Below are 19304 nucleotides of genomic sequence, written 5' to 3' on the forward strand. Positions count from 1 at the left end.
CATCTTCAGCATTTTGTTGATGGAAAATCGACCTATGATAGTTGTCCACTTAGTGTTGAGCGTTGATTGCTAAATCTCTCCTTTGGTAACTTTGGTTGTGTTTGAGGAAGATTAGCATTCAAAATTTCCATGTTAAATCTGTATCCCACATTCCGAATAGTTTGAATCAAACTTGGTTGACGGGGATCAAGTTCAACTTTTTTGCGTAGCGATAGCACATGAGTATCAATGGTACGCGGGTTGTCAATAGCATCAGGCCAAGCACGGCGCAACAACTCAGACCGACTCAATGGTACTCCGCCAGCTTGCGCTAGCACGTACAGTAAGCTAAATTCCTGGGGTGTGAGGTCGATAAACTCTCCTTGGAATCGCACACGACGCTGTACTAAGTCAATTTGCAAAGTACCATAGTCCAAGTAAGCAGGTGCTGTTGGTGTGCGCTTACGCCGAATTAGTGCTTCTACCCTCGCCAAAAACTCCTGCATTCCAAAGGGTTTACTCAAGTAGTCATCAGCTCCTGCTTTTAAGCCAGCAACTACATCAGCTTCATTGCTACGAGCCGACAGCATTAAGATTAACGGCTGTTGCTGACGATGCAACCACCGACAAAACTCGATACCGTCTCCATCTGGCAAATCTGCATCGAGAATCACCAAAGTTGGCTGATGGCTCAAGAAAGCTTCTCTAGCTTGATAAATGCTAGCAGCTTGATGAACTCTATATTCCAATTGTTGCAAGTGCCAACCAAGCAACGACCTAAGATGGGGATTCCCCTCAACGATTTCAATACAAACCGAACCCACGGCGGCTAGACCCCTTAGCGTCTGATGAATTTCAAAGTAACAAGCCCATGCTCAAGGTTTTGTAGTCTTTGTTACTCCCTTAATAATTCCCTTTATATTTCCTCAATACAAAAATTGGCCAAATGTTTATTTTCTGCCTGTTCCAGAGATAAATTAGGATTTTTATTAAATTTTTGTTATGATTATTAAAATTTTTCCTGCCAATTATCCTGTTAGCTATTTTCCAGTCAAGAATTAATCACAATAGCCAAAGTAGCCAAAATCAAATTGACACACCAGACTGACAATCATACCGTCGGTGTTTGATGTTCCTAACTGATTCAATGGTTGCAATTACCTATACTAGCTAACTAATAGCAGCACAACCCTCACCCAAAGATGAAGATTTCTCGTAAGACAACACAAGATTTAAGTCCAGGCGATGTGATGTTTCCCAACAAGCTACCATCCTAAAAAAGTATAAAAATAGCTGATGAGACTATCTAATCGATGTTTTCTGGAATAGGATGTAACTATGTTGTAGTTGCTGGAGGCATTGCTACCAGTCAATGTTAGAGCTTTTGAGAGCAGAGCCGGAAACAGACCCCCTTCACTTTTTAGTCGGAATCAATTAAAATTCTCATTCCAAAGAGATCAACATAGCAGTTATGCTCCAAGACACACAAACCATCCGCCATTACCAAAAAATTACTGACGCCTTCGTCGAGTTATGGAATCGCGGGTATCGCTCGGATGATATGCGGATGTATTTGGATGGCTATCTAGCCGCACTGCGAAATGGCAACGTTATTGAACCATTCCTGATCCATCGTTTGGAGGAAGAAGCTAGTCGTTACTTGTACGATGCGTCAAATTTTGTTATGCCACAACCACAGCCACAGCATGATTATTACTAATTCAAAAGCTATTCATAGTGGCTATAAAGCAACGCAGATAATCATAGCACATTATCTGGTAATGTCAACAACTGTATTCATGTTAACTTTGGGAATCTTGTAATTACAAAAATCACCCCTCAACCTTTGAGGGGTATTTAATTAAGGTTGGCTGGAAGTTAAACGCAAAGTATCGCGAAGGTTGACGCAGAGGGGCGCGGAGTTTTTAATGGTGGTGTCGTGTTTTGGATAAAAAAAATGGGATGCTTTGCTGCAACCCCAACTATGCTAGTTTAAATTTTATTTTTCACTGATGCAGAATTGATTAAGAAGCTAGTGCGATTTCTACCATTTGTTGCAATTTACCTTGTTGGTAAAGTTCGATCATAATATCAGAACCGCCAATAAACTCACCGTTAATATAAACTTGGGGAATTGTAGGCCAATTAGAGTAGTCTTTAATGCCTTGGCGAATTTCGTAATCGTCTAAAACGTTAACGGTTTCAAATGGAACACCGAAACTATTGAAAATTTGTACAACGTTATTAGAGAAGCCACATTGGGGCATTAACTTAGTTCCCTTCATGAAAACTAAGATTTTATTTTGTTTTACTAAGTTGTCGATTTTTTCTTGAATTTCTGGTGTCATGGTTTTTTCCCTAGCTTTGTTGATAGTTAATAGTTATTAATCATTAGTCGTTAGTCATTAGTTTTTCTGCTTTTGGTGTTCGCTCTGATACTTATTGGTCTTGAGACTGAACAAAAAGCAGAAATGGAATCATAAGTATGGACTATTGACTAATTTATTTAAGAAGCTGTTGTTTGCCAAGCTTCTGGGGTATATGTTTTCAATGCCAGGGCGTGGATAGCTTCAGTGGACATAGCTTGGCGCAAAGCACCATAAACTAACTGATGCTGTTGCACCAGTCCTTTATCTGCAAACTGCGATGAAACTACTGTCACCTGATAATGGTCGCCGCCACCGGTCAAGTCTTGTACTTGCACTTGAGCATCTGGCATTTCCGCTTTGATCATTGCTTCAACTTGCTGCGGAGTAATCATCGCAATTCCTGAAAAACCTACTTATATATTATTAACAGATATGGCCTGATTAACTCTGCCAAATTGCGGTTAGGTTGGGGATTGGGGATTAGGGATTAGGGACTGGGGATTGTATTTTCTTCTCCTGCCCCCTGCTCCCCTGCTTTCTCTGCTTCCTACTTCTGGGATGAAGAAGAACTACCTCCTTGTCGGGGGTAGGGAGCGTCAACGAAACCTAATTCAAACAGTTGTTGATAGGCTTTTTTGCCTAGTTCGCGTGTGGGGCTTTGACTTTTAATAATTTGCACTAATAGAGGTACGGCGAATTCTGGTTGATTTTGGGCGCGATGTACAAGTGCTAGTTGATATGTGGCTTCATCGCGTTTTTGGGCTGTGATGCGAGCTTTTTCACGCTGGGAATCAGAGACACGCAGGTCTATGCCAGAAAAGCTAGAGTTTAACTCTTGATAAAAATTGGATAGCTGGTTATATACCTGACGGGCTTCTTGGAGCTTTTTAGCAGCTTGGGTGTAGTTTTGGGCAGCTACAGCTTGCTCTGCCTCTTTCATCAAGCGATCGCCACCTTCTATGCTCAATAGGCTATTATTTTGGGCTGTAGGACGTAAATTATTGGGACTATTAGGATCAATCGGCTTTGGTTGATTTTGAGCTTGAGCAGGTGCAACCAGGGCTAGGGTTGCTAACACCGCTAGAGTAGTCAGACGAATTAAGGAAGCAGGAGCAGCAACTTTCATGGGGTCAATTTGTGCAACAACTATTAAGAAATCGAACAAGGTAGACAAACTTCGGGTATCTTAACTCTGTTTTCGTTTTTAACAAAACGCAGCTAAGTACGTAGTTTCTTTGATTTAGACTGAAAATCGGTTTTACAGAGTTCCCATTGCCCTTGCATCAACCACAATCGCCCCTATGAACAATCGCAATCTATCTTCTGATTCCACAAATAACGGTGAACCAGCCAGCAGTATGGGATTAGTTCTGCAACGGGGAGGTGAAGAATTAGTCTTGGCGAAAGCTTTAGACCGCTTCACCGTCCGTTTTGTCACCGACTTTCCTGTGCAACAATTATCTCAGGTTAGTTGGGCTATTTGGCAGCGTAGTATTATCCAAGCCAAATTAGAACTATTTCAAACTACGCCAGAACAGATAGAAACTGCGATCGCCCAAGCACGTAATGACAATAATGTAGTTTTTGCCAGTCATGTCTACACCGTCCAGAATAATCCTGAAACTTACGTTTATTTGGCTGACCAAATCACGATTCAGTTTGCTGATGGGGTAGATAGCGTTAAAATCAATCTCATCGCTGCTCAATTTCAGCTAGTTCTAGATAAACCCATACCTGGATTACCTAATGCTTTTGTATTTTTGGTGAGCAAACAAGCTACGGAAAATCCCCTCAAAATTGCTAACCAATTGCAAAAAATGCCGGAGGTATTGGCGGCTGAAGCTAATGTGTTAATCGAAAGCGAACCACACTATAAACCCAGCGACACCTTGTATAGTCAGCAGTGGTATCTCAACCATAATGGCGGTAGTGACCTATCCCTTGGTTCTCATATTGCGGTAGAACAGGCTTGGGATGTTACCCGTGGGGTGCGGTCTGTAGTTGTGGCAGTGGTTGATGATTCTTTTGATTTGAATCACCCAGACTTTCAAGGTAGTGGTAAGGTTGTTGCACCCAGAGATTTAAGGGAAAATGACTTTTTACCTTTACCGGATGGCAAAGGTAGTAGTCATGGTACAGCCTGCGCTGGGTTAGCGGTGGCGGAAGAAAACGGTGCGGGGATTGTGGGAGTCGCCCCTGGTTGTGCTTTAATGCCGATTCGTACCACTGGATTTTTAGATGATGAATCCATTGAACAGATATTTAACTGGGCAATAGAAAAGGGTGCTAGTGTAATTTCTTGTAGTTGGGGAGCTTCGGCGGTTTATTTTCCTTTATCTTTGCGCCAAAAAGCAGCTATTACTAGGGCTGTGACACAGGGACGCAATGGTAAAGGTTGCGTTGTTTTGTTTGCGGCTGGTAATGCTAACCGTCCTGTAAGTGGAACTGTCTATGAACAGGATTGGCCTAATAATGTTTTACAAGGTCTGACAGACTGGCTGGGCGGTTTTGCTGTTCATCCTGATGTAATTACTGTTTCTGCATCGAATAGCATGGGGAAAAAGGCTGCTTACAGTAATTGGGGGACGAATATTTCTGTGTGCGCCCCTAGTAACAATGCACCACCGGGAATGTCATTTCCAGGGAAGGGTTTTTTATATACACAACCCACAATTAAGACTTCTATTATTGGTAGGGGAATGTTGACCACTGACCAGATAGGGGCAGCAGGTTACGATGTAGGGAATTTTACTAGTAATTTCGGGGGAACTTCTAGTGCGACACCTGTAGTAGCTGGGGTGGCGGCTTTAGTGTTATCTGCTAATCCTAATTTGACAGCGCAGCAAGTGAAACGCATTTTAGAAACGACGGCAGATAAAATTGTAGACAATGAACCTGACCCGCAATTGGGGCTGTATGGTGGTACTTATGATACCAATGGCCATTCTCAATGGTTTGGTTATGGGAAGGTGAATGCAGCTAAGGCGGTGCAAGCTGCTTTACAAATGCGGGCTGATAATATCAATGCAAGTCAGCAAATTCAAGGGAGTAATTCTAATCCGGTAGAGATTCCTGATGGTAATCTTCAAGGGGTGAAGAGTGCGATCGCGATTTCTGAAGCGAGTACAGTAAAAGATATTCAAGTTACCGTCAATCTCACCCATAATTTTTTAGGTGACTTAGAAATTTACTTAATTGCACCTAATAATCAGCAAGTGCTACTACAAAATCGGACTTTAGGATGTCGCACTGAGTTAAAAACAACTTATACACTGCGATCGCAGCCTTTACTCAAACAGTTAATCTCTCAGTCTGCTAAAGGTAGTTGGCAGTTATGGCTCATAGATTATGCAACGCAAGATGTAGGTAAACTCATCAGTTGGGAGTTGAGGTTGGGGATTTAGTTGTTAGTCAATGGTCAATAGTCAATAGTCAATAGTCAATAGTTATTGGTCACGGGTATGTAGGTAATTTAATTCGAGTTCATTTTCTGTGTCTCTGGTTCTTTGGTAAACTATGGGGCAAAGTTTTGTGTTGGCACTCATACAATCCATGTGTGGTGTTTTGGCACACACTATGAGTAATCCACCTAAAATAAATAGCAAGCCACAAATTGCGGCTGTTTGTAACCACGAAATTTCTAAGATTCCGTGGACTACTACTTCTCTGAGGACGGAAACAATCGCTACTTCTACGGCTACACCTACAGCAATGCTATGTTCTTGGAGATAAACCATTAATAGACGAAATAACTCTACTAAAATTAAGACAAAGAGGATTTTCGCGGTAACGTGTTTATAGTTTAGGGGTTGGGCGATCGCAATAAATATTCCCCATAATTCTATAACCATGAAACTAAACAAAGCTAAACATAAAACTATGACTAATATGTCTTGAAATGCTTCCATATGACGCACGATTGCATGACGGTCTAACCAGCGATCGCAAAATAAAAATCTGCTTTTGATGCGCTTTTTCATGTAGATTTCCGGTTTTCAATGGTGACTTAACGTGAATTTGACGACCTCTCCCCAAACCCCTCTCCGACGCGGAGAGGGGCTTAAATTTTAAAATTTGTCGAACTCACTTTTACTTAATAGCTGTACTTCTAACTTATGCCATATTCCCATTCTTACCGAATATTAATGGTATTTGCATCAGCACAAATGATAATTTTAGAGTTATTATTTATGAACTATTACTTTGCAATTTTTTAATTAATAAACATCATAAATTCGTGTAAGTAGCTGTTCACTATTGACTATTTATCATTGAGCCTTTTGTGCTTGTTGCAACAATATTTCAGCATTTTTTGACCACTGTATATTACCCTGTGAATTATATAAATTTTTGGCATGGGTAAGCACTTTCACCGCTTCACCATATTGATTTAACTGCATAAATGCTAAACCCGCACCATAATAAGCGTTGGGATAGTTAGGGTTAGCTTCTGCTGATTTTCTAAAAGAGTTTAAAGATTCTTGTAATTTACCTTGATTAAACAAAATCACACCAAGATTATAATGCGCGTCGGGATATTGGGGGTTAATTTTAATGGCTTGCTCAAAGGCAGCTTGAGCTTGACTAATTTTACCTTGTTGCAGATAACATAAACCGACATGATAGTGAGGTTCTGGCGCATTTTTACTATAGGTCATCGCTTTTTGAAAAGATGCGATCGCTCCTTCCCAATCTTGCTGCTGTTGTTTGACTAATCCTAAGTTATAGTGGGCAAATCCTAGTTGTGGATCTAGTTCTAAAGCGCGTTGTAAATATTCAGTTGCTTGTGGTAAATTATTTCCTTCTAACAATGCTCCTCCTAAATTCGCAAAGGCCAGAGAAAAGTTAGGATCAGCTTGAGTTGCTCGATAAAAGGCGTTAGCTGCTGGTTGTAATTGTCCAGTTTGTCGCAATGCTAACCCTAAATTGTAATGGGCTGCGGCTAAACTGGGATCTAATTGTGACGCGCTTTGAAAAGCCGCGATCGCATCTTGCACCCTTCCTGCTTGAATTGCTTGTAAGCCTTGATTTAATAAGGCTGTGGCTGTGGGTAGGCTAGTCTGTGCAAATAGTTTCGGGGTGTGGGGGTTTTCTTGTAAGCTGAAATTGTGAGTATCTAAGTTAAAAGTTTGGGGAGTAGGGGATTTTGCTGAGACTGGCACAATTATTCCCCAGGATAATGTTAACCCCAGTATTGCAATTAGCGGATAGTTATAGATAGATAATTTCATTGATGTATTGACTCTTGCTAAATTCCGTCACTGTTATTCATAAAAAGTTTTTTAAACAATTAGGTTTTAACAAAACTTTTAGCTTTGGTATTAAAGTTAGTTTTGCTTAACCTTTCTTAAGGTAAATCTTACGACAGGCTACAATTTTTTTTGCCTTTAGTTAAACAAGAGATAATGACAAGTTAAAGGGGGGATAATTCTCCAGCAAGAGAACAATTATTCATCCCTGAAAACAACAGGGCTATGCGGTAAGAGAGAGTTACTGCAAGGGAGGTTTTATGAGCGAAAAAGTCATATCAGGTTCGCGGAACGTTGCTATTGTCGGCCCTTATTTGAGTGGAAAAACCACATTATTAGAAAGTTTGTTATTTGTGACCGGTGCGATTTCTCGCAAAGGTAGCGTTAAGGATGGTAACACAATCGGTGATAGTGCGGGAGAAGCACGCGATCGCCGGATGAGTGTAGAAGTGAGTGCAGCTAGCACAGAGTATAACAACACTCGTTTTACTTTTATTGACTGCCCCGGTAGTGTAGAATTCGCCCAAGAAACATATAACGCTTTAATTGGCGTTGATGCAGCAATTGTAGTCTGTGAACCTATACGCGATAGAGTTTTAACCCTAGCTCCTCTATTTAAATTCCTAGATGACTGGGAAATTCCCCATCTAGTCTTTGTGAATAAAATGGATCGAGCTAATATTCATGTTTTAGAAACATTACACGCCCTCAAAGCTGTTTCTAGTCGTCCATTAGTAGCGCATCAATACCCCATCATGCAAGGGGAAGAATTGACTGGTTTTATTGATATGGTGAGCGAACAAGCTTATCAATATCATCCAGGCGCGCCAGCTGATCCTATTCCTTTTCCTGAACATTTAAAAGCAGAAGAACATACAGCTAGAGCCGAAATGTTAGAAGCTTTAGCAAATTTTGATGATCACTTACTCGAAGAACTTTTAGAAGACATCGAACCTCCCCAAGAAGAAATTCTCTCAGATTTAAAAATGGAATTAGGGGCTGATTTAGTAGTTCCTGTATTCTTTGGTGTAGCCGAACAAGATTATGGTGTCAGACCCTTATTAGACGCATTGCTACGGGAAGCACCAGAACCAGAATTAACCGCGCAACGTCGCCTCAAAGATAGTAAAGCCAGCAATACACCCCTAGCCCAAGTCCTCAAAACCTATTACACTCCTCAAGGTGGTAAACTCTCTCTCGTGCGGGTTTGGCAAGGCAAATTAACCGATGGTATTGTTCTCAATGGTGTGCGTGCTGGTGGTCTTTATCGCCTCATGGGACAACAACAGCAGTCAGTCAACGAAGTTGGCGCAGGTGAAATTGTTGCCTTAAGTAGATTAGAAGGAATTAAAACTGGGGATATTCTTTCTACAGGACAAGCGATCGCACTATCAAAGGTTGAACAATTAGAACCAGTATATGCGCTAGCCATCACCCCAGAAAAGCGCAACGATGAAGTGAAACTCAGTGCTGCAATTACCAAGTTACTAGAAGAAGACCCCTCTTTAGCTTGGGAACAACATGGAGACACCCATGAGGTGATTCTGTGGGGACAAGGTGAAATACATTTGCAAGTCGCCTTAGATAGACTGCGGCGCAAATATAACCTACCCATGTCTACCCACTTACCCCAAGTACCCTATAAAGAAACCATCCGCAAACCTGTAAGTTCAGTACACGGACGCTACAAACACCAAAGCGGTGGTCATGGTCAATTTGGCGATGTTTTTCTAGATATTAAACCCTTACCACGAGGTGAAGGCTTTAACTTTAAGGAAACTATCGTTGGTGGTGTAGTTCCTAGACAATACATTCCCGGCGTAGAAATGGGAGTGAGAGAATTTCTGTCTCACGGGCCTTTGGGTTTCCCTGTGGTCGATGTGGCGGTAACGCTGACAAATGGTTCTTATCATAACGTTGATAGTTCCGAACAAGCCTTTAAGCAAGCGGCGCGGTTAGCAATGCAGACAGGTATACCCCAAGCACAACCTACGCTTCTAGAACCAATTTTGCGGATACAAGTCACCACACCCAGTGAATTTACCTCTAAAGTCCTGCAACTGTTGAGTGGACGCAGAGGTCAGATTTTAGGCTATGAAGGTAGAGACGATTGGCAAGGTTGGGATAATATCTCTGCTTACTTACCCCAAGCCGAGATGCAAGACTTTATTGTAGAGCTGCGATCGCTCACTTTGGGCGTTGGTTATTTCCACTGGGAATATGACCACCTGCAAGAAGTCCCAGAAAAGCTTGCTGAACGTGTTCTAGCTGGTAACGGTAACGGTTCCAACGGTAACAGCAAATAGTTTCGATTTACTCAATGTCTCCTCTATTTTGAATCATGGAGTGGCAGTAATTGTCACTCCATTTTCTTATCATTAGGATAATGCTAGATTATAACTTCCTGTCCATTCATAGAAGGATTAAGCACATTTAAGAAATCAATTTTTCCACAATTAGTTGCATAAACGACTCCGCTTCTTTTAACAAGGAGCGGTGTAACAGACGAAAATCTTGTTCTCTAATTGGCATATGATCTAGGCCAAGCCATAGGAATTTTTCTTGCAAATCTTGCCAAGATTTTTGGATATCTTTTTCTTTGCCATGATCTGGATCATGACGCAGCCACTTATTTCTTAAATGTTTGATGCACCAAATAAAGTTACAATCTGTCGTTTCTAGTACACCATCATACTTGGTTAAAAAGCGTAAGTTATCTTTTCCTGTTCCCTCATAGAAAGTAAAATATAAATAATCTATAAACTTGGCAAAACTATCTTTATCTTGGGGTATTATCCAGGGCAAATTTGTACAGGCTTCCAACAACTTAGTTGTTGATTTGAACATTTCTTTCTGTCCTTTAGTTTGCACTATCTCGTTACACTGAACGATTAATTGCCAAATTCGCCTTACCTGTTCAGATGCTTGAGCAGCAGGAGATAGTAGTATTATAGATTCTTCATTTTGCTCTTCGCAGGATTCTACAATTTCTATTAATTCATTTTGCTGAATTATTGGTAGTAATAAATCTTTATCATTTGAGACACATTCATCATCTTCTGTGACAGTGACAAAATTAGTTAAAGTATTAGTAGTAGATACCCATTGAACTTCTGCTAGATGTAAAGAAGTCTCTAAAGCCCAAGAAACCTTATCATTTTTAGTCTTCTTTAGAAGTTGATAAGTTTTATCTACAAATTCTGTATAAACCCTTGAAGGAGCTAACAAACTTTGTACTAAATTTGGATTTTTGGAGAAGAGATTTATCTCTTGAATTTGACTTGTAAGTTTGGTGATATTCTTGTCCCAAACTTTTGATGCAACTGCAAGTTCATTTAATCTCAGAGATGGTCTATAAATATCTAGACTGGAATCAACTATTTTTTTCCATATAGATATTTGTTTTTCTAAATCTAAATATAAATTTTCCCCTATTATATTGTGTCGTGGCAATAAATTTGATCTATTATCTTGATTATTTAATATTCCTTTATATCTAAATAATCTGGACTCAGTAGATAAGTTCTCTAATAATTCAGATTGTGTTGACAGTCTAGATTTAGATAGATTTTCTAGTAATTCAGAGTATGAGGATAGCATTGTTCTACTACTAACGCTCTGTCTTATTCTATCAATTTCATGAGATATATTTGGCAAAACAAATGTGTAAGACTTATTTAAATCTTCTAGCTCCTGTAAAATCTTTTTTAAATAATTATTATTTCCCCATTCAGACAACATAAGATTTGCCCTCATTCTGTGTAATATTAGCTATATCTAATTGATTGTAGCCCGAAAAAATATTATCCACAAAACAAAGTATAACTTTAGTGATAAGTTTGAGGTTAATCTTATTTAAGAAATGGGTAAAAAATTATTCACATGAATTTTGTATCCTCATGGTTTTAAAACAATTGGATTACATATCATCTTTTTTTGAGGTAAGGAATGTCTTATGTCTGAGAAAAAAATTTGATATTTTGCTAATTTTTCCAAAACTGCTACAGTTCAAAGTTCTTGTTGCAGATATTGCTGATATCCTAGCTGTTCTAGTTTAGCTTGCTTGTCCATTACCATATCACATAGACTTTGACGATAATTCTGTACCTTTTCTAATAACTCCGGTTGATGAGTCGCCAGAATTTGCACCGCTAAAAGTCCGGCATTTTTCGCATTACCTATAGCAACCGTCGCCACTGGAATCCCGGCTGGCATTTGGACGATAGAATACAAAGAGTCCACACCTTGTAAATTACGAGTAGCGACAGGAACACCAATTACAGGCAAAGGTGTTAAAGCAGCTACCATACCAGGAAGATGAGCCGCACCACCAGCCCCAGCAATAATGACTTTAATTCCGCGTTGGTGGGCAGATTTAGCGTACTCTACCATCCTTTCTGGGGTACGATGGGCAGAGACGATCGCGACTTCACTTTCCACACCAAATTGATCACAAACAGCGATCGCATCTTTCATAGTAGGCAAATCTGAATCACTGCCCATAATAATGCCAACAACAACAGACATAATATTTCAAAATTCAAACTTCAAAATTTAGCCACACCAGAAGGTGAAGTCCAAATATCATCTCATAATTTAGTCATTAGTCATTAGTCAATGGTCAATAGTCAATAGTCAACAGTTTTCCCACTGCCCCATGCCCTATGCCCCATTCCCAACCTATAGACATTATCAACGCTAGAATTCCCGGTTATCAGAGTTTGCAAATGCTTTTAGTGAATTCTCAGGGCGTAATTGAGCAAATTCTGCCAATGGAAACGGTATTTAAACGAGTTCCGCCACTGGATTTGCAAATATTAGACGTAGCCGGAGATTGGATTTCTTTAGGAGGGGTTGATTTACAAATTAACGGGGCTTTAGGTTTGGCGTTTCCCGATTTAGCACCGGAAAATTCGCATTTAATGGCGAAAATTTCCCAATTTCTCTGGAATGAGGGAGTTGATGCTTATTTACCGACACTAGTAACTACTTCTGTAGAGAATATACAGCGATCGCTGGCTGTGATTGCAGATTTACTTTCTACTCCCCAAACTACAGCACAAGTTCTCGGTGTCCACTTAGAAGGGCCATTTTTAAACTATCACAAGCGCGGCGCACACCCAGCCGAGTATCTATTGCCCCTCACTATCGATGAAGTCAAGCGGGTATTGGGTGATTATGCCCATGTTGTGAAAGTGATCACCTTAGCACCAGAGTTAGATCCTACAGGGGAAGTCATCCCCTATTTGCGTTCTTTGGGTATCACCGTCAGCTTAGGACATTCCCAAGCCACAGAAGCGCAGGCAAAACAAGCCTTTGAACTAGGCGCGACGATGGTAACTCACGCTTTCAACGCTATGCCACCCCTCCACCACCGCGAACCAGGGTTATTAGGTGCAGCGATGACTCACCCTGGTGTTATGTGTGGGTTTATTGCTGATGGGCAACATATTACACCCACAATGTTAAAAATTCTTCTCCGTGCTTGCCCAGGCTTATTTTTAGTTAGTGATGCACTGTCACCTCTGGGACTACCCGGCGGCATTTATCCCTGGGATAGTCGGGAGATAGAGGTAAAAAATGGCACTGCAAGACTACCAGACGGCACATTATCAGGGACGACTGTCCCCTTATTAGTGGGAGTGCAGAACTTAGTCAAATGGGGAATTTGTGACATAGAAACAGCGATCGCCCTCGCCACCGATGCACCCCGAAAGGCGATCGATTTACCCGGAATTTCCCCTAAGCAAGCCGCTAATTGCTTACGTTGGCATCACAATCAGACCACTAAAGAACTTCAAGTTATGCGAATATTGCATTAATTTTTACATTTCTTTAGCAATAGCTTTTAACTTTACATCTTAATTAGCGTTAGAATAAACGATACTTTCCCAGCAATTGATACCAATTCACAAAAAATTTGATCAAGATGCAAACGCCAAAAGTTTTGCAGAGTATCACTTTTTGAATTTTTAATTTTGCAGGCGCAAGCCTTCTCATAAGGGTATTGTGAATTGGTGTGACATCAGGGTTATACCAATTTTGGATTTTGGATACTTCGACAAGCTCAGTACAAGTTTTGGATTTTGGATTAAAAGCCTATATTCTTAGACTGTTTCAGAATCTCGAAACAATACTACCTATCCCAATTTGGTGTTATTAATCAACTTCTTTAGTAGAAAAAGTTAAGTAAAAATGGCACTCTACTTTTTGATTTTGTTGTGTGCTGGTTTAATGTCTGCTTGTTTTTTGTTAAAAAACAATCACAGAGAAATTGCATATTTAGTAGGTATATTTGCGATTCTCAGCTTAATTGCCATCTTAATCCTAGCTCCCTGGCAATTCCTACTTTTACTATTGATTCCTGTAGTTATCAGTACAAGTTACGAATACTACATTAACAGTCGTGTTTCTATAGAGACCGAAGAATCACAAACACCCATATTGCAGAATGAACCAGAAGATAAATTAATTTATCGTGGTGCGATATATCACGCTGACAACCATCATAAATCTGATGAAGTCAAAACATCACCAATTACTCATAAACTACACTACAGGGGGGGTATTTACTCAGTTTGCGCTGATGGCAATGACTCCCACACCACACCAGACACACCATCAACAGATTGTAAATTAAGCTTTCGGGGAAATACGTATTCCATCAAATTACAAACAGAACAATTAAAGGAAAAAGCCAGTCAGTAGTTTATGAATGAGGCGCACCCAATAGAACAATTGAGCAATTTAACTCATTAATAACTTGAGTTGTGACTTCACTGACAGCAAATCCACCTGTGGTTCGATAACGAACAGCACGTAAAATTGCCAAATCAAAAGTTGCTGCTTCTTTGATGATTGCTTGAGCAACATCATCATCTCGAACTATCTTAATTTCTGTTCGCGCCCGCACTTGACTATTAACAATAATCTCAGATAACTGAGTCGCAAATTTTTCTAATAGCGGTGCTGGTGTACTCAAACCACAAACGTGCAGTAATACCACCTCACCTTGATTACTGTCAGCCATAATTTGAGCCAGCCTCAAAGCACCCACAGTTTGCGGCCTTAAGTCACCGACAGGAACTAGAATTTTGCGGATGGTACGAGGGTTATTTAACAAGCGTGTTACCGCTACCGGACAATGAGAAGACCAGAAAACACTATCAATGACGCTACCAAATAATCTGGCGCGTAAACCCGTAGTTCTAGACCAACCCATCACCACTAAACTAGCATTTTGTTCTCGACTAGCGCGGCTGATTCCTAAAGCCACATCATCATCAATGCGAATAGCAGATTGTACTTCCACGCTAAATTCTTGACCGATATCTTTAGCTAATCTCAGTCTTTGTTGACTTTGTTCTAGTGCTATTCCCAACTGGGGGTCATCCATATGCACATGAGATTTAGCAATAGCTAATGGGACAATCCGCCCAGTTTCGTGATGAGCTAAAATTGCCGCCATTTCTATAAGATATCGCTGGGTTTGAGGATTATATATTGGTACTAAAACTGTAAAAGGATAATGATTTTCCTCTAATAGTTGTTCTTCAGCATTTCCCCACCACATAGCCAGACTATCTGTGTCTAATTCTGTTTGAGGCAATTGTAAGAAAGTTGCAGATTTAGCAGTAATAATTGGCCCGATAATTGATGTGACTAGCATCAAGACAATAACACTATTTAAAACACCTTCATCAACTAACCTTTGCCCTGCCGCATTTATACTTTGATAGGCTACTAATGTAGCTGCTAATGTAGCTGCTACCTGTGGTAATGATAAAGACCACATGGTAATCAGTTCTGCATTGTTGTAGCGGTAAATTAATTTAGCGAACAATGCAGCTAAAAATTTACTCCCAATTAAAGCTACGACAATTAACAAAGTTAACCAAAAGGAAGAAAGAGTTTTGATAAAGGCTGGGATATTAATCAATAATCCCATATCCACAAAAAAGCAGGGAATAAATAAGGCACTACCAATAAATTCAACCTTCTCTTTAACAGGGCTACGTCCCAAAACATCATTAACAGCCAAACCTGCGAGAAACGCGCCTACAATCTTCTCTACGCCAATAACTTGCGCGCCTACGGAAGCTAAAAATAATGCTAGTAAAATGAACAAAAATTGATTGCTTTGCTCGTCTCCAGAACGCCGAAAAAATTCCTTACCCAACCAATCAAAACCAAACAGCACCGTAATCGAGTAAATTGTCAATCCACCTAGTAAAGTTAAGAGACTTAACGTTGTAAAATCACCACTGTGAATCCCTACGCAAATAGCCAGAACTAGTAAAGCACCTGTATCAGTAAAAATTGTGGCACCAATTGTTACTGTGACAGCTTCATTCATTACTACTCCTAGACGGCTAACAATGGGATATGCCAAAAGAGTGTGAGAAGCCAGTAAAGAACCTATTAAAACAGAGCTATTCCAGCTAAAATTAAAGATGCGCCCAACTAGAATTCCGGCAAGCATTGGCACTATAAAAGTCAGGAAGCCAAATCCCATCGACCGATTTTTTGTCCTACGAAACTGCTCAATATCAACTTCCAAACCAGCGACAAACATTAAATAAATTTTGCCGATATCCGAGAGTAATTTCACAGTGTCAGAATCGGGATTTAAAAGCTTTAAACCACTTTGTCCTAAAATTACCCCTGCTAACAGAAGTCCGACTAATCCAGGTAATTTCAAGCGTTCAAATATCGGCGGAACAGTGAAAATTACTGCTAAAAGAATCGTAAAAGCAATAATAGGAGTGTCAACTAGTAAATTAGAACCCATATATTGTGATTATTATTTAAAGGTTAAAATATAACTAAGAAAGCATTCTTGGCGATACTTGATAAATTGGCTATCTATAGGAATCCGACTTGATTATTGAAATTATTTGCGTAGGTAGGAAACAGGGAACAGGAAAAGAAGTAACAGAGGTGTACCTAGCTTCGCAGAAATCAAATATAATTACTCTATAAACAATTTTGATGGGATAAACTATATTTTCTGGATATCAACTCCTATATGGTGTTTATGCCGTAGGCTATTATTGCACCTTTAGAATAATTTTATTCAAATATAGAAAAATCTATATTTATGCTAAGAAATTTAGTATTGATGAGATTTTACAGGGGCGATCGCCATTAAAAATTTCTCACATCTAAACCCAGAGAAAATACAGTCTCAATCACGATGTATCAACGCAATTCATCATGCCTACACCAGACATTTACCTCCCATAACCTCACAAAACTGTATTGACCCACACAATTGACCAAACAGCCGATTAGTAATCGTAGCCTTATTTCCGCCTCATCGTAATGCTGCACCAGACATAATTCCAGAAAAATCTGGAAGAGTGTTCTGAATGTTGGCTATCAATGATAATTTTAAGAATCGGGAAGCCTTAAAAATCGAAGTTTATGAACGCAGCCGACGATAAAACTATTGTTCGTGAGTATTTCAACTCCACAGGGTTTGACAGATGGAGACGGATTTATGGCGATGGTGAAGTTAACAAAGTCCAGCTAGATATCCGCAATGGCCACCAAAAAACCGTGGATACCGTCATCGGCTGGCTCAAAGATGATGGTAATTTAGCAGAATTGTCAATCTGCGATGCTGGATGCGGCGTGGGTAGTCTCAGCATTCCCCTAGCTACAGCAGGTGCGAAGGTTTACGCCAGCGATATTTCCGAGAAAATGGTAGAAGAAGGCAAACAAAGAGCCTTAGCAGCCTTGGGAACTGCTGAAAATCCCACATTTGCCGTTCAGGATCTAGAATCTTTGAGTGGTAGTTATCACACCGTCATCTGTTTAGATGTTTTGATTCACTACCCCCAAGATAAAGCCGATGAGATGATTTCTCACCTCTGTTCTTTATCTGAGTCAAGAATTATTCTCAGTTTTGCGCCAAAAACCTGTGCCTTAGCTTTACTCAAAAAAATCGGTAGTTTCTTTCCAGGCCCCAGTAAAACCACCCGCGCCTATCTCCACCGTGAAACTGATGTCATCAAAATTCTAGAAAGCAACGGCTTTACTATCCAAAGAAAAGCTTTTACCAAGACTCGTTTTTACTTCTCCCGTATCTTAGAAGCCACTAAGAGTGGGGAATAGGGGTTGGGGATTGGGGATTGGGGATTGGGGATTGGGGACTGGGGACTGGGGACTGGGGAGACAAGGTAGACAAGGAGAGGGAAACAAGAAAGGTGCAATTTACTTCAATGCCCAATACTCAAAATTCTTTAATTTTGAATTTTGAATTTTGAATTTTGAATTGATTAGCCCCATGCCCCATTCCCATGAATACGGAATCAAAATTTGTAAGTTAATACCTGAATTGCTGTACTATCAGACAAATCTCCAGATTTAATATTAGTGGTGTCGCTACTACTACGACGCACGGGTGTACCTTGCATCAAGGTTAAAAAGTCGTCTACTGGTGTGATGTTGCAGGTTTGAGGATCAGCAGCTTGTGTGCGGTAGTGGGTAGGAATGACCAATTTGGGATTTAAAACTGCGATCGCCTGTTTTGCTTCTTCAGCAGTATACGCCTTATCACTACCACCCACGGGAATTAACAATACATCCGGCCGTCCCATGAGAATTTTTTGTTCAATGGAAATTGGTGCGGCTGCTCCCCCTAGATGTAGAATGTTAACTCCGCCTTGCGTCCACTTCCAGGCTGTATTAATACCAAATTGTTTACCACCTTTGCGATCGTGGTCAATCGCAATTCCTTGTAACTTCATCCCCTGAAATTCATACGCGCCTGGTGTAAACACTAACTTGGGATTCCCAGGTAAACCATCGACTGCACCTTCATCTAGCAGTTGACTGCTGATTAACACCAAATCTGCTGTCACCCTTGGGGGACGGTATTTAGCAGTACAGCCGACAGTGCGGAAGGGATTAACGAGGATTTTTTTCCCGCCACCTGTAAATAAAAAGCAGGTGTGACCCAACCACTGTACAGAAACCCCACTAGATTGGGCATTAGCTTCAACATGGGAAACTAAAGTAGAAAATATAGCTGTGGATAATCCTGTCCCAGCATAGCCAATAAAATTTCGTCGTTTCATTAATGATTCTCTTGTAACTGTTGGAGAAAATTTCTGAGTAATTGTTTGCCTGAAGATGTCAGAACACTCTCTGGATGAAATTGGACACCTTGAATGTGAGGATAGTTCCGGTGTCTCACTCCCATGATTGTGCCATCTTCTACCCAGGCGGTGATTTCTAAAACTTCTGGACAAGTTTCCCGTTCAATCACCAGACTATGATACCTGGTGGCAATCATCGGATTTTCTAACCCCTGGAAAACACCTACTCCAGTATGAGTTACCTGAGAAGTTTTACCGTGCATTAATTCTGGAGCCGAGACAATATTACCACCAAAGACCTGACCAATACTTTGATGTCCTAAGCAAACACCCAGGATAGGTAAATTAGAGCCTAACTCTTTAATTAAATCTAAGGATATTCCCGCATCTTCTGGACGACCAGGCCCAGGAGAAATCACGATCGCATCGGGTTTGAACTGCTGAATTTCGTCTAAAGATATCTTATCATTACGGAAAACCTGAATATCTGAGGCCACGGGAAATTCAGCCGCCAGTTCTCCGAGATACTGTACTAAATTGTAAGTGAAACTGTCGTAATTATCGATGACTATAATCACAGTGTGTAATAGCTCCTGGGTTCT

The 19304-nt window shown here is 40.4% G+C and carries 17 protein-coding genes; 6 read left to right on the forward strand and 11 right to left on the reverse strand.

Going from position 1 to position 19304, the window contains the following annotated elements:
* Positions 1-32: 32 nt before the first annotated feature.
* Positions 33-803 carry a response regulator transcription factor gene (locus ACQFX9_RS05665; RefSeq protein WP_103139213.1) on the reverse strand — a complete coding sequence of 257 codons (771 nt, stop codon included), beginning with the start codon at positions 801-803 and terminating at the stop codon, positions 33-35.
* Positions 804-1450: 647 nt separating this feature from the next.
* On the opposite strand from ACQFX9_RS05665, the gene ACQFX9_RS05670 reads away from it, so the two are divergent.
* A complete protein-coding gene (locus ACQFX9_RS05670) occupies positions 1451-1699 on the forward strand; it encodes a DUF6761 family protein (RefSeq protein ID WP_103139212.1) in 249 nt (82 codons plus the stop codon).
* Between the two features lie 304 nt (positions 1700-2003).
* Here the strand turns inward: ACQFX9_RS05670 and grxD are convergent, their stop codons facing one another.
* The 3 genes from grxD to ACQFX9_RS05685 all read right to left on the reverse strand — a co-directional run bounded on the left by grxD (position 2004) and on the right by ACQFX9_RS05685 (position 3474).
* Positions 2004-2327 carry a Grx4 family monothiol glutaredoxin gene (grxD, locus tag ACQFX9_RS05675; protein WP_427161091.1) on the reverse strand — a complete coding sequence of 108 codons (324 nt, stop codon included), beginning with the start codon at positions 2325-2327 and terminating at the stop codon, positions 2004-2006.
* A 158-nt stretch (positions 2328-2485) separates the two neighbouring features.
* Positions 2486-2740 carry a BolA family protein gene (locus ACQFX9_RS05680; RefSeq protein ID WP_427161092.1) on the reverse strand — a complete coding sequence of 85 codons (255 nt, stop codon included), beginning with the start codon at positions 2738-2740 and terminating at the stop codon, positions 2486-2488.
* Between the two features lie 155 nt (positions 2741-2895).
* The gene (locus ACQFX9_RS05685) at positions 2896-3474 is read right to left on the reverse strand and encodes a hypothetical protein (protein ID WP_427161093.1); all 579 of its coding nucleotides are present in this window, start codon (positions 3472-3474) and stop codon (positions 2896-2898) included.
* A gap of 175 nt (positions 3475-3649) precedes the next feature.
* Between ACQFX9_RS05685 and ACQFX9_RS05690 the strand changes: the two genes are divergently transcribed.
* Positions 3650-5752, forward strand: coding sequence for a S8 family serine peptidase (locus ACQFX9_RS05690; protein WP_427161094.1), 2103 nt, complete (start codon positions 3650-3652; stop codon positions 5750-5752).
* A 42-nt stretch (positions 5753-5794) separates the two neighbouring features.
* On the opposite strand, the gene ACQFX9_RS05695 is transcribed toward ACQFX9_RS05690, so the two are convergent.
* Positions 5795-6328, reverse strand: a complete 534-nt coding sequence (locus ACQFX9_RS05695; protein WP_427161095.1) for a phosphate-starvation-inducible PsiE family protein — start codon at positions 6326-6328, stop codon at positions 5795-5797.
* Between the two features lie 288 nt (positions 6329-6616).
* The gene (locus tag ACQFX9_RS05700) at positions 6617-7579 is read right to left on the reverse strand and encodes a tetratricopeptide repeat protein (RefSeq protein WP_427161096.1); all 963 of its coding nucleotides are present in this window, start codon (positions 7577-7579) and stop codon (positions 6617-6619) included.
* Between the two features lie 278 nt (positions 7580-7857).
* Here ACQFX9_RS05700 and ACQFX9_RS05705 point away from each other — a divergent pair, with 278 nt between their 5' ends.
* A complete protein-coding gene (locus tag ACQFX9_RS05705; RefSeq protein WP_427161097.1) occupies positions 7858-9903 on the forward strand; it encodes an elongation factor G in 2046 nt (681 codons plus the stop codon).
* A 127-nt stretch (positions 9904-10030) separates the two neighbouring features.
* On the opposite strand, the gene ACQFX9_RS05710 is transcribed toward ACQFX9_RS05705, so the two are convergent.
* Together ACQFX9_RS05710 and purE are read right to left on the reverse strand one after the other, a co-directional pair.
* Positions 10031-11338 (reverse strand): hypothetical protein, encoded by a 1308-nt coding sequence (locus ACQFX9_RS05710; protein ID WP_427161098.1) that lies wholly within the window; start codon positions 11336-11338, stop codon positions 10031-10033.
* 267 nt (positions 11339-11605) lie between these two features.
* Positions 11606-12124, reverse strand: coding sequence for a 5-(carboxyamino)imidazole ribonucleotide mutase (gene purE / locus ACQFX9_RS05715; RefSeq protein WP_103139201.1), 519 nt, complete (start codon positions 12122-12124; stop codon positions 11606-11608).
* Positions 12125-12261: 137 nt separating this feature from the next.
* On the opposite strand from purE, the gene nagA reads away from it, so the two are divergent.
* Together nagA and ACQFX9_RS05725 are read left to right on the forward strand one after the other, a co-directional pair.
* Positions 12262-13419 carry an N-acetylglucosamine-6-phosphate deacetylase gene (gene nagA / locus ACQFX9_RS05720; RefSeq protein WP_427161099.1) on the forward strand — a complete coding sequence of 386 codons (1158 nt, stop codon included), beginning with the start codon at positions 12262-12264 and terminating at the stop codon, positions 13417-13419.
* A gap of 373 nt (positions 13420-13792) precedes the next feature.
* Positions 13793-14305, forward strand: a complete 513-nt coding sequence (locus ACQFX9_RS05725; protein ID WP_427161100.1) for a hypothetical protein — start codon at positions 13793-13795, stop codon at positions 14303-14305.
* Between the two features lies 1 nt (position 14306).
* Here ACQFX9_RS05725 and ACQFX9_RS05730 read toward each other — a convergent pair whose 3' ends face one another.
* Positions 14307-16388 (reverse strand): cation:proton antiporter, encoded by a 2082-nt coding sequence (locus tag ACQFX9_RS05730; protein WP_427161101.1) that lies wholly within the window; start codon positions 16386-16388, stop codon positions 14307-14309.
* 635 nt (positions 16389-17023) lie between these two features.
* Here ACQFX9_RS05730 and bchM point away from each other — a divergent pair.
* Entirely contained in the window at positions 17024-17716 is a 693-nt protein-coding gene (bchM, locus tag ACQFX9_RS05735; RefSeq protein WP_427161102.1) for a magnesium protoporphyrin IX methyltransferase, read from the forward strand.
* A 197-nt stretch (positions 17717-17913) separates the two neighbouring features.
* On the opposite strand, the gene ACQFX9_RS05740 is transcribed toward bchM, so the two are convergent.
* On the reverse strand, positions 17914-18681 hold the full coding sequence (locus ACQFX9_RS05740; protein ID WP_427161103.1) for an MBL fold metallo-hydrolase: 768 nt from the start codon (positions 18679-18681) through the stop codon (positions 17914-17916).
* Positions 18681-19280 (reverse strand): anthranilate synthase component II, encoded by a 600-nt coding sequence (locus ACQFX9_RS05745; RefSeq protein WP_427161104.1) that lies wholly within the window; start codon positions 19278-19280, stop codon positions 18681-18683. Before ACQFX9_RS05745 ends, ACQFX9_RS05740 begins: the two co-directional genes overlap by 1 nt.
* Positions 19281-19304 lie beyond the last annotated feature (24 nt).

The organism is Aliinostoc sp. HNIBRCY26 (genome assembly GCF_050235535.1).
Lineage (GTDB): Bacteria > Cyanobacteriota > Cyanobacteriia > Cyanobacteriales > Nostocaceae > Trichormus.

Bases quoted from the DNA above. Each gene is read 5' to 3' on its own strand.
- ACQFX9_RS05670 (WP_103139212.1), top strand. From the start codon at position 1,451: ATGCTCCAAGACACACAAACCATCCGCCATTACCAAAAAATTACTGAC.
- ACQFX9_RS05695 (WP_427161095.1), bottom strand. From the start codon at position 6,328: ATGAAAAAGCGCATCAAAAGCAGATTTTTATTTTGCGATCGCTGGTTA.
- purE (WP_103139201.1), bottom strand. From the start codon at position 12,124: ATGTCTGTTGTTGTTGGCATTATTATGGGCAGTGATTCAGATTTGCCT.
- ACQFX9_RS05725 (WP_427161100.1), top strand. From the start codon at position 13,793: ATGGCACTCTACTTTTTGATTTTGTTGTGTGCTGGTTTAATGTCTGCT.
- ACQFX9_RS05700 (WP_427161096.1), bottom strand. From the start codon at position 7,579: ATGAAATTATCTATCTATAACTATCCGCTAATTGCAATACTGGGGTTA.
- ACQFX9_RS05690 (WP_427161094.1), top strand. From the start codon at position 3,650: ATGAACAATCGCAATCTATCTTCTGATTCCACAAATAACGGTGAACCA.
- ACQFX9_RS05730 (WP_427161101.1), bottom strand. From the start codon at position 16,388: ATGGGTTCTAATTTACTAGTTGACACTCCTATTATTGCTTTTACGATT.
- ACQFX9_RS05705 (WP_427161097.1), top strand. From the start codon at position 7,858: ATGAGCGAAAAAGTCATATCAGGTTCGCGGAACGTTGCTATTGTCGGC.
- ACQFX9_RS05685 (WP_427161093.1), bottom strand. From the start codon at position 3,474: ATGAAAGTTGCTGCTCCTGCTTCCTTAATTCGTCTGACTACTCTAGCG.
- nagA (WP_427161099.1), top strand. From the start codon at position 12,262: ATGCCCCATTCCCAACCTATAGACATTATCAACGCTAGAATTCCCGGT.
- bchM (WP_427161102.1), top strand. From the start codon at position 17,024: ATGAACGCAGCCGACGATAAAACTATTGTTCGTGAGTATTTCAACTCC.
- ACQFX9_RS05710 (WP_427161098.1), bottom strand. From the start codon at position 11,338: ATGTTGTCTGAATGGGGAAATAATAATTATTTAAAAAAGATTTTACAG.
- ACQFX9_RS05680 (WP_427161092.1), bottom strand. From the start codon at position 2,740: ATGATTACTCCGCAGCAAGTTGAAGCAATGATCAAAGCGGAAATGCCA.
- ACQFX9_RS05740 (WP_427161103.1), bottom strand. From the start codon at position 18,681: ATGAAACGACGAAATTTTATTGGCTATGCTGGGACAGGATTATCCACA.
- grxD (WP_427161091.1), bottom strand. From the start codon at position 2,327: ATGACACCAGAAATTCAAGAAAAAATCGACAACTTAGTAAAACAAAAT.